The sequence below is a fragment of the Nitrospira sp. genome, assembly GCA_024760525.1.
Taxonomy (GTDB): domain Bacteria; phylum Nitrospirota; class Nitrospiria; order Nitrospirales; family Nitrospiraceae; genus Nitrospira_D.
This window is the reverse complement of sequence record CP060499.1, coordinates 3,517,598-3,532,901: the sequence shown is the minus strand read 5'-3', so window position 1 is coordinate 3,532,901 and position 15,304 is coordinate 3,517,598. Positions and strand designations below refer to the sequence as shown.

Annotated in this window: 14 protein-coding genes; 13 read left to right on the top strand and 1 reads right to left on the bottom strand. The window is 56.0% G+C overall.

Translation table 11 applies throughout. From position 1 onward, the window contains the following. Window positions 1–9: 9 nt before the first annotated feature. Both H8K04_16645 and H8K04_16640 read left to right on the top strand, forming a co-directional pair. Complete coding sequence (locus tag H8K04_16645; GenBank protein UVT15418.1) at window positions 10–1,047, top strand: FecR family protein; 1,038 nt, start codon at window positions 10–12, stop codon at window positions 1,045–1,047. Between the two features lie 103 nt (window positions 1,048–1,150). After that, window positions 1,151–3,700 carry a TonB-dependent receptor gene (locus H8K04_16640; protein UVT15417.1) on the top strand — a complete coding sequence of 850 codons (2,550 nt, stop codon included), beginning with the start codon at window positions 1,151–1,153 and terminating at the stop codon, window positions 3,698–3,700. 246 nt (window positions 3,701–3,946) lie between these two features. On the opposite strand, the gene secA is transcribed toward H8K04_16640, so the two are convergent. After that, window positions 3,947–6,667 carry a preprotein translocase subunit SecA gene (gene secA, locus H8K04_16635; protein ID UVT15416.1) on the bottom strand — a complete coding sequence of 907 codons (2,721 nt, stop codon included), beginning with the start codon at window positions 6,665–6,667 and terminating at the stop codon, window positions 3,947–3,949. Between the two features lie 222 nt (window positions 6,668–6,889). Between secA and H8K04_16630 the strand changes: the two genes are divergently transcribed. The 11 genes from H8K04_16630 (at window position 6,890) to H8K04_16580 (ending at window position 15,178) form a co-directional block, all read left to right on the top strand. Further along, a complete protein-coding gene (locus tag H8K04_16630; GenBank protein ID UVT15415.1) occupies window positions 6,890–7,195 on the top strand; it encodes a hypothetical protein in 306 nt (101 codons plus the stop codon). Between the two features lie 136 nt (window positions 7,196–7,331). Next, window positions 7,332–7,886: a TlpA family protein disulfide reductase gene (locus H8K04_16625; protein UVT15414.1), complete on the top strand. Its 555-nt coding sequence runs from the start codon at window positions 7,332–7,334 to the stop codon at window positions 7,884–7,886. Window positions 7,887–7,895: 9 nt separating this feature from the next. Then, a complete protein-coding gene (locus H8K04_16620; GenBank protein ID UVT15413.1) occupies window positions 7,896–8,201 on the top strand; it encodes a hypothetical protein in 306 nt (101 codons plus the stop codon). Window positions 8,202–8,298: 97 nt separating this feature from the next. Then, complete coding sequence (locus H8K04_16615; protein UVT15412.1) at window positions 8,299–9,372, top strand: transporter; 1,074 nt, start codon at window positions 8,299–8,301, stop codon at window positions 9,370–9,372. A gap of 46 nt (window positions 9,373–9,418) precedes the next feature. Continuing rightward, complete coding sequence (locus H8K04_16610; protein ID UVT15411.1) at window positions 9,419–9,763, top strand: hypothetical protein; 345 nt, start codon at window positions 9,419–9,421, stop codon at window positions 9,761–9,763. 66 nt (window positions 9,764–9,829) lie between these two features. Beyond that, entirely contained in the window at window positions 9,830–11,311 is a 1,482-nt protein-coding gene (locus tag H8K04_16605; GenBank protein UVT15410.1) for a hypothetical protein, read from the top strand. Between the two features lie 219 nt (window positions 11,312–11,530). Next, on the top strand, window positions 11,531–12,469 hold the full coding sequence (locus H8K04_16600; GenBank protein ID UVT15409.1) for an energy transducer TonB: 939 nt from the start codon (window positions 11,531–11,533) through the stop codon (window positions 12,467–12,469). A gap of 102 nt (window positions 12,470–12,571) precedes the next feature. Continuing rightward, window positions 12,572–13,789 carry an exo-alpha-sialidase gene (locus H8K04_16595; GenBank protein ID UVT15408.1) on the top strand — a complete coding sequence of 406 codons (1,218 nt, stop codon included), beginning with the start codon at window positions 12,572–12,574 and terminating at the stop codon, window positions 13,787–13,789. 11 nt (window positions 13,790–13,800) lie between these two features. After that, window positions 13,801–14,328: a TlpA family protein disulfide reductase gene (locus tag H8K04_16590; GenBank protein ID UVT15407.1), complete on the top strand. Its 528-nt coding sequence runs from the start codon at window positions 13,801–13,803 to the stop codon at window positions 14,326–14,328. Window positions 14,329–14,527: 199 nt separating this feature from the next. Continuing rightward, on the top strand, window positions 14,528–14,737 hold the full coding sequence (locus tag H8K04_16585) for a helix-turn-helix domain-containing protein (protein ID UVT15406.1): 210 nt from the start codon (window positions 14,528–14,530) through the stop codon (window positions 14,735–14,737). A gap of 90 nt (window positions 14,738–14,827) precedes the next feature. After that, window positions 14,828–15,178, top strand: coding sequence for a hypothetical protein (locus H8K04_16580; GenBank protein ID UVT15405.1), 351 nt, complete (start codon window positions 14,828–14,830; stop codon window positions 15,176–15,178). Window positions 15,179–15,304 lie beyond the last annotated feature (126 nt).

Genomic DNA, 15,304 nt, shown 5'->3' with positions numbered 1-15,304 from the left:
TTCTTCGTTATGACGAATGGAACGGAACAAGATCGATGGCGTGAGGCCTCGAGTGAAGCCTCGTATTGGGTCGCGCTGTCCGCGGAAGAAATGAGCGTGGAAGACACCGTCCGGTTCACCGAGTGGCTGTCCGCCGATCCCTTGCATCAGCGGGCCTATCAGGATGCCGTCAGGTTCTGGCAAGCTCTGGACAGCATACCAGGCGACGAGGTTCGCAAGCTTGACCGATACCTGGCAGCATCGGCCGATGTTGACCCGCAAGTCATACCCGAACAGATACCGCCGACTCCCAGCATATTGAAACGAAGGCCCGTGATTGGCCGCACGCAGATCGGTGCCATTGCAGCGTCACTTTTGCTGGTGGCGGGAGCGTGGTGGTTCGGGAGCCTGTTCCATCTGACGGCGGATCATCGCACTGCTTCCGGAGAAGTGCGCACCGTCACCTTGCCTGATGGAACCCACATCGAACTTGGCCCGCGGACATCGCTTTCTGTCGCTTTCGACGCCGAACATCGTAGGGTCGTATTTCACGAGGGCGAGGCGTTTTTTCAAGTCGCTTCTGATTCCACAAGGCCCTTTGAGGTTGAGGCAGGGGAGGGAACCATCAAAGCGCTTGGGACGGCGTTCAACGTCCACCAGCATTCCGGCCACGTCACGGTGACCGTGGCGGAACATGCGGTCCAGGTAAGTCTTCCTTCAAATCAACCCACTCTCCGCCTCGAAAACGGGTATCGTGTCCGCTACGATGGTCACGGCCTTCGGGGGGCGGCGGAGGCGGTCGACCTTCGTCGCGACCTGGCGTGGAGGCGTCAACGTCTGCTCTTCGATAATCAGCCGTTGGAAGACGTGATCGACGAATTGAATCGGTATCGGGATGGCTGGATTGTCATTCGAGATGCCGCACTCAGCCGTCTGCCGGTGACCGCCTTGGTCGATACACGCTATCCGGACCGAACGCTCCGAATGATCGAGGAAACCCTGCCGGTCACCTCCCTGCATCTAACGGATCGGGTTGTCCTCTTGTCTCGCAAGACCTTCCTTCCCTGAGCCGCCAAGAAATATTTTCTGTTCGACTAGACCTCCCGGGGCGTCCATCCGTCTCAGGTTGTGGAACTCTTCAGAGTTATTTTGGACGAACGGGAGGTTGAGCATGATCGATGGATCGGCGACGAAAGTATGGAAGAGCAGAGTTCGATCGCTCGCACGGGGGACGGCGAACTGGCTGTTGGCGCTTGCCGTCATGACGTGGAGTACTGTGGCATCCGCGCAATCGTTCGGCAATCAGGCACCGCGACCATTCGACATCCCTCCACAATCGGTCTCATCGGCCCTCTTACAGTACTCTGAAACGATGAATCAGGAATTGATGGTTGATGATAGGCTGACACACGGAAAACAAAGTCAGGGGGTCAGCGGCACATATACGCCTGAGGCGGCGCTGGCGGCCATTCTGGCGGGAACCGGATTGACGTTTCGTCTGACGACCGGCGGAGCCGTGACGGTGATCGAGGCACCGGCTGCCGCACCGAAATCGCCCTCATCTTCTCAACCCGCCGCCGACACTCCCGTGAGCGTGGATCAGAAGCCGATCAAAGTGCCGGAAGTCGTCGTGAAAGAAGTACGCGATCGAGAAAATCAGGCCTACACCGTCGACGACACATCGAGCGCCATGCGAATCCCAGTGTCTATCCACGACATCCCTCGCTCCGTTGAGGTGGTGACCAGGCAGGTGATGGACGATCAACGAGTTATCCGATTCGATCAGGCGCTGCGGAATGTGAGCGGAGTGTCGCTAGACAGCACACAGGGGGGCCGAGCTGGATCGGTGATGATCCGGGGATTTTCATCGAGCGTCAATGTCTTTAAGAACGGCTTTCGCGATGACGATGTCTTCGGCACAGATGCCACGCGAGACATCATCAATCTGGAACGCATCGACGTTGTGAAAGGTCCCCCGTCCTATCTCTATGGCCGATCTGACCCAGGGGGAGTCATCAACCAGATCACAAAAGCGCCGTTGAAGAATCCGTACTATTCCGCGGAGATGCTCATCGGCAATTACGGGTTATATCGCCCGCAGTTCGACATCGGTGGCCCGCTGAATGCCAGCAAGACGTTGACGTTTCGGTTCACCGGCCTGTTCGAATCTGCCGGCAGTTACCGGGAGGGGGTCGAATCGACCCGCACGTTCCTGGCTCCGACGATCGGATGGGAAATCGGGCCTCGGACGACCTTAAAATTCGAAGGTGAATACCTCTACACTCGCGCCCCCATCGACCGTGGATTGGTCGCCATCGGCAGCAGCGTCGCCTCTATCCCAATCGGCCGCTTCCTGGGCGAGCCAACATTACGAAACGATACGCACAGTGGGAAGGCCACGATGACCCTGTTGCACGATTTCAACGATCTGTTCAAATGGCGTACGGCCTTCAGATCGGCAGTAAACCGCACCCAATACTCCAGCAGAGAATCGTGGTTCCTCGTAGGAGATGAAAGCGATGGCATTCTGAATCTGGCACGGTTTGAGATTCCGCAGACCACGCAAAGTCACATCTTGCAAAACGAATTGCACGGGAACTTCGCCACCGGCACTCTCAAGCATAAGAGCATCGTCGGAATTGAACTGGGGCGCGAAGTCCGGAGGTCGTCGACAGCGAGTGATAACCCAGGGCAGGATACCAGTACACCAGGCGCCTTCAGCTTTATCAATATTTTCAACCCTGCCGACCGGCTCTTTCTGAATACGCCGCTCACGACATCCGACGATAGCAAGGAAGTGAACAATTTTCTCGGTGTGTATTTCGGCGATCACGTGAGCCTCACGGACACGCTCCACCTGCACGGCGGCGGTCGATTTGATTACTATAAGCAGAATATCACCAATTTTCCGACCGTGGACGCGCCGACTCAGACGAACGACAGCCAGTCCGACACGGCGTTCAGCCCATCCGTGGGGCTGACCTACCAACCCTGGAAACCCATCGCGCTCTTTGCCAACTATACGGAGTCGTTTCTGCCCCAATTGGCCGGAAATAGAAATTTCGCCGGGGCGCTGTTCGATCCGCAGAGGGGCAAGGCCTATGAGGGTGGCATCAAATTTCAATTCTTCGAGGGGCGGCTGCGGGCGAGCGTCGCCGGCTTTCGCATCACCAAAACGAATGTCTTAACGCCTGATCCGATCAATGGATTCCCAAATCTCGTGGCAACGGGTGAACAACGCAGCCAAGGTGTCGAGTTCGACATAGCTGGAAAAATCATGCCCGGATGGGACATGATCGCCAACTATGCCTATGTCGATGCGCGGATCAGCGAGGATAATTCGTTTCTGGTCGGAAGCCGTGTCCCGAATTCAGCGTTGAACCAGGGCAGCCTCTGGACAACCTATTATATCCAGAACGGTTCGCTCAAAGGCTTTGGAGCCGGAATCGGCATGTATGCGCAGAGCAAGCGGAACGGAGTGCCTCAATGCCAAAACCCAGATGATTGTCAGGTATCGTTCGACCTGCCGGGATTTGTCCGTATGGATGGCGCTCTGTATTACCGAAAGCCTGAACTATTTACCCGAACTAATTTGCTGGCTGCGGTGAACTTCACGAACATCTTGGATCAGCGCCATTTTACGGGTGCAGATTTTCGAGAGATCATCTACACGGGCGCGCCTTTCACCGTGATCGGCTCTATAAAGCTTGAATATTATTGATGTTGGGCGAGGCCACGCTAGCGTACAAGCCTGGTGTCAGTTTCCGTCTCCTTGAGCGCATATCAATTACTTGACCTTGAAAGCAATCCGAGTACCGGATGCTTAAGATTCGCGTTTCGCGAGATCAGAAGTGGTGAGGTTTGGAAACCTGTTGGTGCTCACATCCAGCGAAGTTAGTTACCAAACGGGTTCCAGAACAATCGAATTATTGACGAACAGGGAAAAGGCAGATGCAGCAATCCTAATTTACGCCCCGTGACACTTCTTGTATTTCTTTCCGCTGCCGCAGGGGCAGGGATCATTACGACCGACCTTGTTGTCGGCACGGTGAGCGGGGGCCGCTGCGGCCACTGGCTCGTCGCCACGGTTCAAGGTGAGCTTGGGCTGCGGGCGTGAAATGACAGGCTGAGGCGGGAGCTCCGGCTGTTCGCCTTCGTGGCGGACGGCCTGCACATGGAACAGCCGATCGAGTGTGTCGGATTTGACCCGTTCCATCATGCCGGCAAAGAGATCGAATCCCTCGCGTTTATACTCAATCAACGGATCTTTCTGCCCGTAGCCGCGAAGACCGATGCCGTCCCGCAGGTGGTCCATCGCCAGCAGGTGATCTTTCCAATGATGATCGATGACTTGGAGCATGAACGTCTTCTCGAGAAAACGCATCAGCTCCGGTCCCAGTTCCTGTTCTTTTTTGGCGTAGGCGTCTCGAACGTGGGTCCGAAGGTCCTCCAGCACCGCGTCGCGTCCGACATCGCGGAGTGAGTCCCCGCCGTCGTTCTTCCCCTGAGTGATGTCGAGACCGAACTGACCCTGCATGACTTCGGTCAGACCTTTGACGTCCCATTCTTCGGGGTATTGTTCCGCGGGGCAATACACGTTGAGAGACGATTCGACTGAACTATCCATCATGTCATGGAGATCGTTGGTGAGGCTTTCTCCGCTCAGCACGGCCCGGCGGTGGCGATAGATCACTTCGCGTTGCTTGTTCATGACATCGTCGTATTCGAGCAGCTGTTTGCGGATTTCAAAGTTATGCGCTTCGACCTTCTTCTGCGCGTTCGCGATCGCCCGGGTCACCATGCCATGTTCGATGGGGACGCCTTCCTCCATGCCGAGCTTGAGCATCAACTGCGAAACTCGTTCGGACGCGAAGATCCGCATCAGATCGTCTTCGAGCGACAAGTAAAATCTCGATGTGCCGGGATCGCCCTGGCGGCCGGCCCTCCCGCGAAGCTGATTGTCGATCCGGCGGCTTTCATGCCGTTCCGTACCGAGGATATGAAGCCCGCCGAGCGCGATGACCTCCTGTTTGTCCTTTTCGCAGTCGGATCGGATGCCTTCATAGATTTCGAGTTTCCGGTTCTCCGGGAGGTTTTCTTCCCGATAGAGCACCTGCTTGTACATGAATTCCGGATTGCCACCCAGCAGAATGTCCGTCCCGCGTCCCGCCATATTCGTGGCGATCGTCACTGCGCCTTTGTGTCCGGCTTGGGCGACAATTTCGGCTTCCCGCTCATGCTGCTTGGCGTTGAGGACGTTGTGCTTGACGCCGTTCCGGTTCAAGAGTCCGGAGAGTTTCTCGGACTTTTCGATTGAAATGGTTCCGACGAGGACCGGCTGCCCACGCTCATGGCATTCCTTGATCTCTTCGACGATCGCCGCAAACTTTTCCTTCTCCGTCCGATACACGACGTCGGCATAATCCTGCCGAATCATTTGACGGTTGGTCGGCACGACATTGACGTCGAGGTTATAGATCTTGGCGAACTCCGCAGCTTCCGTGTCGGCCGTGCCCGTCATGCCGCTGAGTTTCTTGTACATGCGGAAATAGTTTTGAAAGGTCACGGACGCGAGCGTCTGATTCTCATTGGCGATCTTCACACCCTCTTTGGCCTCGACGGCTTGATGCAGCCCGTCGCTCCATCGACGGCCCGGCATGAGCCGGCCGGTAAATTCATCGACGATGATGACTTCGCCGTCCTTCACCACATAATCCACGTCGCGCTTGTACAGCGTATGAGCTTGGAGCGCCTTGACCACGTGATGGACCATGTCCATGTGGGCCGGATCATAGAGGTTGTCCACGCCGAGCAGTTTTTCAACGCGCGCGTTACCGTCTTCGGTCAGTGAAGCGGTCTTGGTCTTTTCTTCGATGGTGTAGTCTTCGGTTTTGAGCTGGGGAATGATCGCATTGATTCGATAGTAGAGATCGGTGGTCTGATCGGTTGGACCAGAGATGATCAGCGGTGTCCGGGCTTCGTCGATCAAAATGCTGTCGACCTCGTCGACGATGGCGAAGTTCAACTCGCGTTGGACACACTGGTTCAAATCGGTGACGACGAGATTGTCGCGGAGATAGTCGAATCCATACTCGTTGTTGGTGCCGTAGGTGATATCGGCACGATAGGCTTCGGGCCTGGTACACGGTCGAAGGTGCTGTAATCGTTTGTCGGACGCGTCATAGGTCGGGTCGTACATGAACGACGCATCATGCTGAATGATCCCGGTGGACAGACCCAGCGCATGGTAAAGCTGGGCCATCCATTGGGCGTCACGCTTGGCGAGGTAATCGTTGACGGTGACGAGATGGACGCCCTTGCCTTCCAGGGCATTCAAATAGATCGGCAACGTCGCGACCAGGGTTTTCCCTTCGCCGGTTTTCATCTCGGCGATACGCCCTCGGTGCAGGATCATGCCGCCGATCAGCTGGACATCAAAATGCCGCATGTTGAGCTTGCGGCGCGACATTTCCCGGCATACGGCAAACGCTTCCGGCAAGATATCGTCGAGTGTCTGGCCTGCCTCAAGGCGCTTCTTGAAGTCCTGAGTCTTGTCGGCAAGAGCATGGTCGGAGAGTGGAGTGAGGCCCGCTTCCAAGCCGTTGATTTGCTCCACGATCGGCCGCAGAGTCTTGATTTCACGATCGTTTTTGCTGCCGAAAATCAGGTTGAGTACTTGTGTAACCATAGGATAGTGAGATGTGTCGCCCCTTAATGAGAGTGGATTCCTACCATAGAAATAGGGGTTGCAGTATACAGTATCTTTTCAATGAATCCTACTCGACTGTCTGTGCGCATATCGGCGGCTTGACAGGCATTACCAGGTCTTCTAGTATTCGCTGCCTGTTGCATCTGTAGCATCGAGTGCATTAGACTGGAAATGCTACAGTTATCATAAACAGAGCCTTCGATGGATAACGCGTTCCGCAAGTTTCTTTCAATTGCACTTGTCCTCTGTGTTCTCGCCGTCGGCGGGTTGGCTCAAGCTCAATCCGCGGAACATGCCGGACACCACGCCCAGCATCAAACTGCCACACATGGAACCGTACTCTGCTCATGGATGTGTGCCGCAGGCACCGTGCTCGATACCGCGGTCGTGTTGATTCAACCTGAGCGTAGCCCTGTTGCCGTGGTCTCGCTTACGCATTCGGTGCAGATCTTCTCCGATCCACCTCGGATCTCTTCAAGCCGGGCGCCACCGTATTTGCCATCATAAGCCGCTGATTCGTCTCCCGTTGGGCTAGGGAACCCCCCATTCGTTCATTGCCGGTCTCCGTCGGCAGGAAGGCGGAAGCCCGATCAGGAATTTCAGGTCAATGCAACGCACTGATAGGTCGTGGAGGAGTCAGAACATGAATCGGACCAACAAAAGCAACCTCCTATTCAAGTTATTGATCGCAAGCGTCATGTTGGTAACCAGCGGGGGTCTGGTGTGGGGCATGGGCTCACGCGTTCCGGCCGTGGGCACGGCTGCCGAGGACTTTCGTTTGGTTGATTTGGAAGGTAAGTCGCAAAGCTTGAGCCAATATCGCGGCAAGGTCGTGCTTGTGAATTTCTGGGCGACCTGGTGCAAGCCGTGCACGACGGAAATGCCCGCGATGCAGGCCACGTACGACAAACTTCGGGATAAGCGATTTGTGGTGTTGGCCATCAATGAACTGGAAGACGATGCCAAGGTGCGCGAGCACATCAAGCAATATGGCCATACGTTCCCGGTGCTGATGGATCGGGACAACAAAGTCGCCAACCAGTTCGGGGTCTTCGGGCTGCCTGTGAGCGTGTTCATCGATGAGAAGGGCGTGGTTCAAGAGTATATCAAGGGCGGACTCTTGACCGAGCAAGTCATTCTGGATGTGGTTGCCCGGATTCAAAAACAAGAACCGGTAAAGGCCGCGTCTTTGCACTAGGCGATCCGTATGACGGTGACCGTAAAACAGCCGGTAGTAGTCTGGGCATTGCTGCTCGTCATCGTATTGATGAACGGGTTCATGACTGCGCCCAGTGTCAGCCATGTCGAACATCATACCGGCCACCAGGCAGCAACTCATTCCACCGGCATCTGTGCGTGGCTGTGCGCCGGAGGCGTGGGAATCGAGTCGTCCGTCGTGCAGTTCGTATCAGGGCTTCAACTTCTCGAATGGGCGAACATTCCTTCGTTCCACACAGTCTTCAGTGTGATCTTGGTCTCGTATTTCTTCCGCGGGCCTCCCAGCCTTACCTAGCCCCGATAGTCGCAGACATTTTTCTTAACAACCCTGTCTCACGGTGGGATCCGATGCGCGGATTCCATCGTATGACAAACAGAAAGATCGTGGAATCATGACGCGCAAGATCCGGTGCTGTGCCTTTGCAATCTGTGGTGTCGTCGCAATGACCGTCTCGATGCTCTGGCCTTCCCACGTCGCGGCGTCCTGTGGGTCCGTCAGTTGCTTTGTGGTCATCGGCTCTCAACAGCAAGTGCCGATGAAAGGTCTGTTGACCATCAATGCCATCTACAACTATACGCCGATGGAGGCCGCACCGGGTGACGGCGGGCGCATCCCCTTTGCCAATCAGGGTGAACGGACACTCACGTTAGCAAATTTGAACGTCAACAGAATCGAGACCACGACCCGCACCGCGACCCTTGATCTCAACTACGGACTGACCGATCGTCTCGGCATCCAAGTGGCCATCCCGTACAAGCATGTAGAGTCAAATGCGCAGATCGGCGGCCTCACGCCGGTTCCCTACAGCGAGCGAGGGCTCGGCGATATTCGCGCGACGCTGAAGTACAACGTGTTGCCCACTCTCCGCAGCATGGTCGTCCTGGGAGTGGGTGTCGATTTTCCGACGGGCAGCTACGGCCGGTTTGCTCAGGGAACCACCTTGGCCGAATCGACGCTTCAAATCGGACGGGGAAACTTCGGTGTGATCCCGATGATCTATCAAACCTATGAGCTGATTCCCCATCGGCTCAATCAGTTTGCCTCGGCAAGTTACCGGCACACGTTCAAAAACAGCGATGGCTATCAGTTCGGCGACGAAGTCAATGTGAGTCTAGGAGCCAATATCATTCCACTCGAGCAGACGCCTTGGTTGGTGCTGATGCAGCAGTTCAATTTCCGGTATATGCAGAATGATGCCATGGACGCGGCGCTCTTTCAGTTCAATCCAGGGACCGGCTCGGCGATCTTGCTCGATCCAGCCATCAAGTTTCGGGCGGTACCGACCACCGGCTCGACCTATGTCGCGTATTCACCGGGAATCATGTTGAATGCATTTAACTTTGCCTCGTTCTATTTCATCGCTCAAATCCCTATTCACCGGGATTTCAACGGCAATCTGGAACAACAGATCAGCTACATCTTTGGGATGACCAAGTCATTTCAACTCTTAGGCGGGTCGTCCTAGGAGACGGCAAAGCAATGATCGGCTGATGATGGATAGTGGATCACGAATGTGGAGGGTAAGGCATAGAGCGCGGTTCATTCGCGCGCTGGCGGGCTGCTGTGTCGCTCTCTGGCTCGCCGGTTCTCTGTCGGTTACACAGGGAAACCTCTCGGCGCAATGGACCACCCCGCATTGTCCGCAAGGACAAACGCCGAACGCTCAACATGGTCATAGTCATTGCGTTTGGCATTGTGGCGGCATCGATGTGCAGGGAACCAGCGGCCGGGGTGGAGCCTCCGTCGATGCTCCTATCGGGCGCGTCTGGAATCTCGGCGCCGATACTCTGCTTGTCGGTATGTTTCATGCGGAGATCGTCCCTCGAGGGCCACCACTCTCATGCCGTGTCACATAGATCATGCGAGGAAACCGGCAGCGCTCCCCGGTATGAGAGCGACAGCTAACGAGGAAGGAACGATCCATGGAAGCCATCACGAAGAAACCACTCTTGTTATCCTATGCCAAAACGGGTGTGCTTGGACTCGCACTGATGAGCCTGGCAGCCTGCAATTCCGGAGAGTCCACTCCCACCACAGGGATACCGGCGTCCGGCGGCAGCGCCGGCCTCAGCGGACCGATCGCATTCATCAACAACACCGGTGACAAGACGTTGACCAGTGTGGCCATCAAAGGTGATTCAGGCAATGCCGTGATCAATACGATCGATGCGGCGAAATTCGAAAATGTCGCCTTGGGGGACATGCAGTTTTCGAACGAGGATTGGTTATTTATGACTCTTGCGGCAGCGAATAAGGTGGCCACAATCGATCCGTTGACTGCCGCAACTCCGGTTCATGAAGTCAACCTTCCTGCCGGGACCAGACCAGTCCATCTTTATCGTGATAGAAACGATGGAGAAGTTGTCTGGATTATGAATGATGGCGACAATGCCCCGGGGACCACGACTCCAGGTGATGATTTGATCAACTGCGCGGCTCAGGGTGGGGGATCCGTAACCGTGATTCATAACTCCCATCTCGGGCCGGGGGGGACCATTCCCAAAGTAATTAAAACCATTTGTCTCTTGGCTGACGGCCATAAAGTGACCGCTTTCTCCGGAGATGGCGTGCCGAAGCGTGCGTTCGTATCGAGCGAAGTCGGCGGTGAAATTGCAGTCATCGACGATGACGAGGCCTCTGCCGGTTATCTCACGGTTCTTGGACGAGTTGATCTGTGCAATTCATCCAAGGAAACGACGCCTTGCAATGATGAGTCTGCAACGCCGCTTACAACCGCATTTACCCCGAATGCCGCTGGGCCACATGGGATTCGGTGGTCCAAGTTCACAAAAAAGGTGTACAGCATTCAAGAGGGATACGGACAAATCGCGGAGATCGATCCGACGACATTGGCGATCACCAAGACTTTTGACTTGGCAGGGACGCCATACACCTCGTACGGGATATCTGCCGACGGCAAGTATCTCCTGCTGCGCGGTGAAACGACCGCCCCGCAAGCGACCAAACTGGGGGTGATCGATTTGAGCGCTGCGGTGCCGGCCATCGCGGATTTGACCACACCGGAACTCGATGGAACCTCACCCGGGGCCTTCAAATTCTCGCCGGACTCGAAGCGGTTCTACATTCTGGCGGGGAATGGGGCCACGGCGACGAAGAAAGACCGGTTGTTTGCGTATGATTGGGGGACACTGGCTCCTCCCGCACTGACGCTGCTGAGAGAAATCCCGTTAGTGTCGACCGGTGCGCACAGCTTCGATGTGTTGGCCCGGGGAGCAGGCGAAGCGAAGTTTCTGGTTGTATCTAACGGCGTAGACAATTCGGTCTCGATTATCAATGCTACCGACAATCTGAAGAAGCAGGACGTGACTGTCGGGCCAAACCCCACAGGGGTGATCGTTTTCGAGTCTGGATTTGCGCAAGCAGGTAACCAGGCGACCAATTAGTTCATAGATGGAGAGGGCAGTCCATCGGAATAGAAGGATCTCCGATGGACTGCAAACGAGTTGGCGAGTGATCCTTAGACTGGGTTTTGTCCGAGCGAGCTACCTCCCGCTCGGATCAGCGCGGGGCGAGGGTTGCCTCCCTTGGCCTCCGCCCCGCACTTTTTCCAAAGCAATGCTTTGGGGGACTTCCGTCCGCAAGATAAAGAGTCATAAAGAAACGTGAACTCAAGTGACGACAATCGATTCTTTCTTCCTTCATGGGGCGCTTCACTGACCCTGCATGGAGTCGCTCTTGGCTTGGCGTTCGCCCTCGTCGCACAGGTCAAACCTGTTTTGCCGGAGGACGTGTACAAGTGGGATGTGGCCTTGGTGGAAACGGCGAAATCCGAATCCAGACCGGAACAAGTCCAATCGGCTGTGACACCGGAACAGCCGCCACCGAGGGTCGTGCCGCCGTCACGAATGAAACGAGTGCCGGAGACGTATCAAGCGGTAAGACCGGTGGCGCAGCAGTCCGAACCGCTTTCACCGACGTTCGAGCCGGTACGACCGATTGAGCAGAAGGTGGAAATTCCGCAACTGCGTGATGAGTCGGTTGAACAACGTATAGCCAAAGTTGTTGAGCCAATAACTGAACCGGTTGTTGAGGCGAAGGAGCCTGTGCCAGCCATGGCTGCGGTTACTCCTGAACCGATCGAATCCCAATCTGTTCAAGATGGGCCGGTCGCGGTCGCATCAGCTTCTACAGCTTCACCACAAAGTCCTGTCTCACAAGAAGCTATTGCGCCGGCGTCCGCGCTTGATAGCCCTGTGGATGTCGCTCCGCTCCAGGCGGCCAAGACTTCATCGCCTACCACGGAAGGAAAAGACGATCATCGGTGGCTGGCCGAGTCACTGTGGCGGAGAGTCGCAGAACTCAAACGCTATCCGAATTCAGCCCGCATGAACGGCCAGGAAGGGAAAGTGGTCTTGAAAGCGGTCATTCGATCCGATGGGCACTTGGCCGATGTATTTGTCCAGAAAAGTTCCGGATACAGTGCGCTCGATGCCGCAGCGATCGAGGCGGTGAAGCTCGCCTGTCCGCTCCATATGAAGCAAGCCATAGGGAAGGCGCAAATCGTGGTGAGTCTTCCGATTGTCTACAGCTTGGCAAACTGAGGAGTGATGACAATGCAAGTTGGTTATCAAAACCAGAGAGAGAGTGGCCGACGGTGGTTCCTCTTGGTCGTGATGATTGCATGCTCGCTTGGTGCATCACCGATGGAATCATTGTTCGCCGATACATCCGATCCTGCCGTCCTGCGGACGGCCAAACAGACAATCGTGGAAGGGACCTACCAGTTGTCGCCGCCGGCCATACAGTTCGATGAAGCAGGTATGCTTCATCTGGCCTGGTTTGAGAAGAGCAGTGCCCAACCGACGCTCAAGACAGTGCGAATCTCCAGCAGTGGAAAAGTTGTCGGGGAGGCCGTTCAGGTGAATCCGGTGGGAGTCGAGCCGGATGCGCTTCACCAGGCGCCGGGTTTAGCGGCGGGCGTGAGCGATCAAGTATTCATGACATGGTCTTCAGCAAAAAAAGACAGCGGTGCGATATTCGCAGCCGACCTGTTATTGGCGCGATCGACGGACGGAGGTGTGACTTTCGAACGGCCGGCCTCGGTCAACGACGACGGCCAACCGATCAATCACTCTTTCGAGAGCTTGGTGGCTGACCGGCAGGGACATGTGTTCTTGGCTTGGTTGGACAACCGGAGTAAGGAGAAAAGCGGAGCCGGCGCAATCTTCGCCTGTTCCCCCGACAGTGGCAAGAGCGTCGGGGCCAATCTCACGATCGACGGTATGGCCTGCCCGTGTTGCCGTCCAATGGTCACACTGGCGCCGGACGGAAGCCTCTGGGCGGCCTGGCGCAAGACCTTCGACGGAAACATTCGAGACGTCGTGTTGGCCAGATCAACTGATCAGGGTCGGACCTTTTCTGCTCCGATTCGTGTCCGCCGGGACGGCTGGGTGTTCCCAGCTTGTCCTCACCGCGGTCCCGCGATAGCGTTCGATCAATTCGGGCGTCTGTACATCGGCTGGTATACGGAGGGAACGGATGAGCAGCCGCGCCTGCTGTTTGCGATTTCCGATGATGCGGGAAAGACTTTTTCGACGCCGATATCGCTGCACACTTCGGCAACATCGTTGCCGGACCAATTTCGGATGGCGGTGCACCCAGACGGCGCGGTGGTCGCGGTCTGGGAAGAAGTCACCGGTGTCCGTAAACGGACGGTCATGCGAGTGTCCCTCGATCGTGGGCACACATTTGGATCGGTGCAGACTCTAAGCGACGGAGCAAAGGCGGAGACACCGGCTGTTGCCGTCCATTCAAACGGAACGGTGGCTCTAGCTTGGAGTGAACATGCCTGGCCGAACAATCGGCTGGTCGTGCAGATTGGTATGCTTGGCCGCACGCAAAAGCAACCGCCATCCCCATGATGTGGCTATGCATGAGTCTGCTTCTCTGGAGCGTGGGCCTTATCAGTTCGCAGTCGGCGGCAGCCGGCATCCACGATCTCTATGCTGCAGCGGGTGTGAAGGAAGTTGTCGAGCCACTCACCTCGCCGGGGTTTGCATTGACGACAATCGAAGGACGGACGATCGATTTTGGCCATCTTCACGGGAAAGTCGTGCTCGTGAATTTTTGGGCCACCTGGTGCGGGCCTTGTAAAGACGAAATGCCTGCTTTGAGGCGATTGAAGGAAAGCTTTGTCGGAAAGGATTTTGAGTTACTCGCTGTCACGACCGATCAGCAATTGGAAAGTATCCGAAAGTTCGTCAAGGTCTTAGGCCTCGAATTTCCGGTTCTCTTGGATGAGACCAAAGACATCAGTGCCGCATTCGGGGTGCGAGGACTGCCGACCACGGTCTTGATTGATCGGCAGGGTCGTCTCGTGGGTCGTGCGGTTGGACCACGGGCATGGGACAGCGAGGAGTCGGTCGCGTTGGTACGAGAGATCCTCGAAGGAACGAAATGAACGCGAGGTGGGGTTGCATCCATGCTGTTCAAGACGCAGCAATATCACGCCGAGAACCAGAGACGATATTCAATCGAACGATCCGCGAATTCAGCAACGACAGACCTCCGGGTGTCATCGGAAACCCGATGAATCAACCTCTAATGCGGAATGTCCTCTGCCTTCAACCGTGGGTCCTAACCGAGCGTTGAAAAGCACCATGGAGAAGAACCTGTTGAGAGTCGGCGAAGCGGCGGAACTGCTCTCAGTCAGCCGGTGGACGATCTATCGATGGGTCGAGGAAGGACGGCTGCGCGGGACGAAAATCGGCAAGGGCAGTTTGCGAATCTTCCGCGAATCTCTAGTTGACCTAATTGAAAGCAATGAGAGCGACGTGACGAGCACGTCTGCGAGTGCCAGACGGTCGTAGTAAAAATATATTCGTACGATATGCCCGATTGTAGCAGCGGTGAGCAAACATCGGTAGACAGGATGTCGGGGGTGCCGTATAGAGACAGTCATGATTAGATTCACGACGCGATTCCGTAGTGTGGCTCTCATCGGGCTTGTGACGCTGGTCTACAGCGTGCTGCTCGTGCTGGCCGCGGGTTGCGCGCTGGCTCATACGGATCCGTCTCAGAGTCATCACCACCATCATAGCGAGCAAGAATCATCCGGTCTGAACTCGCTCTGCACATGGGGCTGTCAGGCAACAGCGGATGCCACGGTAGCGATTGGGCCTCCGACAACCGTCACGGAAATTCTTGTCGGCTCAATCGATCTCACCCACTATCGGTTCATTCACTCAGCGGTCTTTTCCGCCGTTCACACGCGTGCCCCTCCATCGATTCCCCTCGTTAGGCTCGGATAAGCGATAGCCGGTACGTTCATTCTCGAGACTCGTGCGTATTCGGCCTCGGCCTGTTTATTTACAACGGATATCAATGTGCGTTGTCCGATGCCGTGATCCTCCGGCTCGGACCGACGCGGGAAGAAG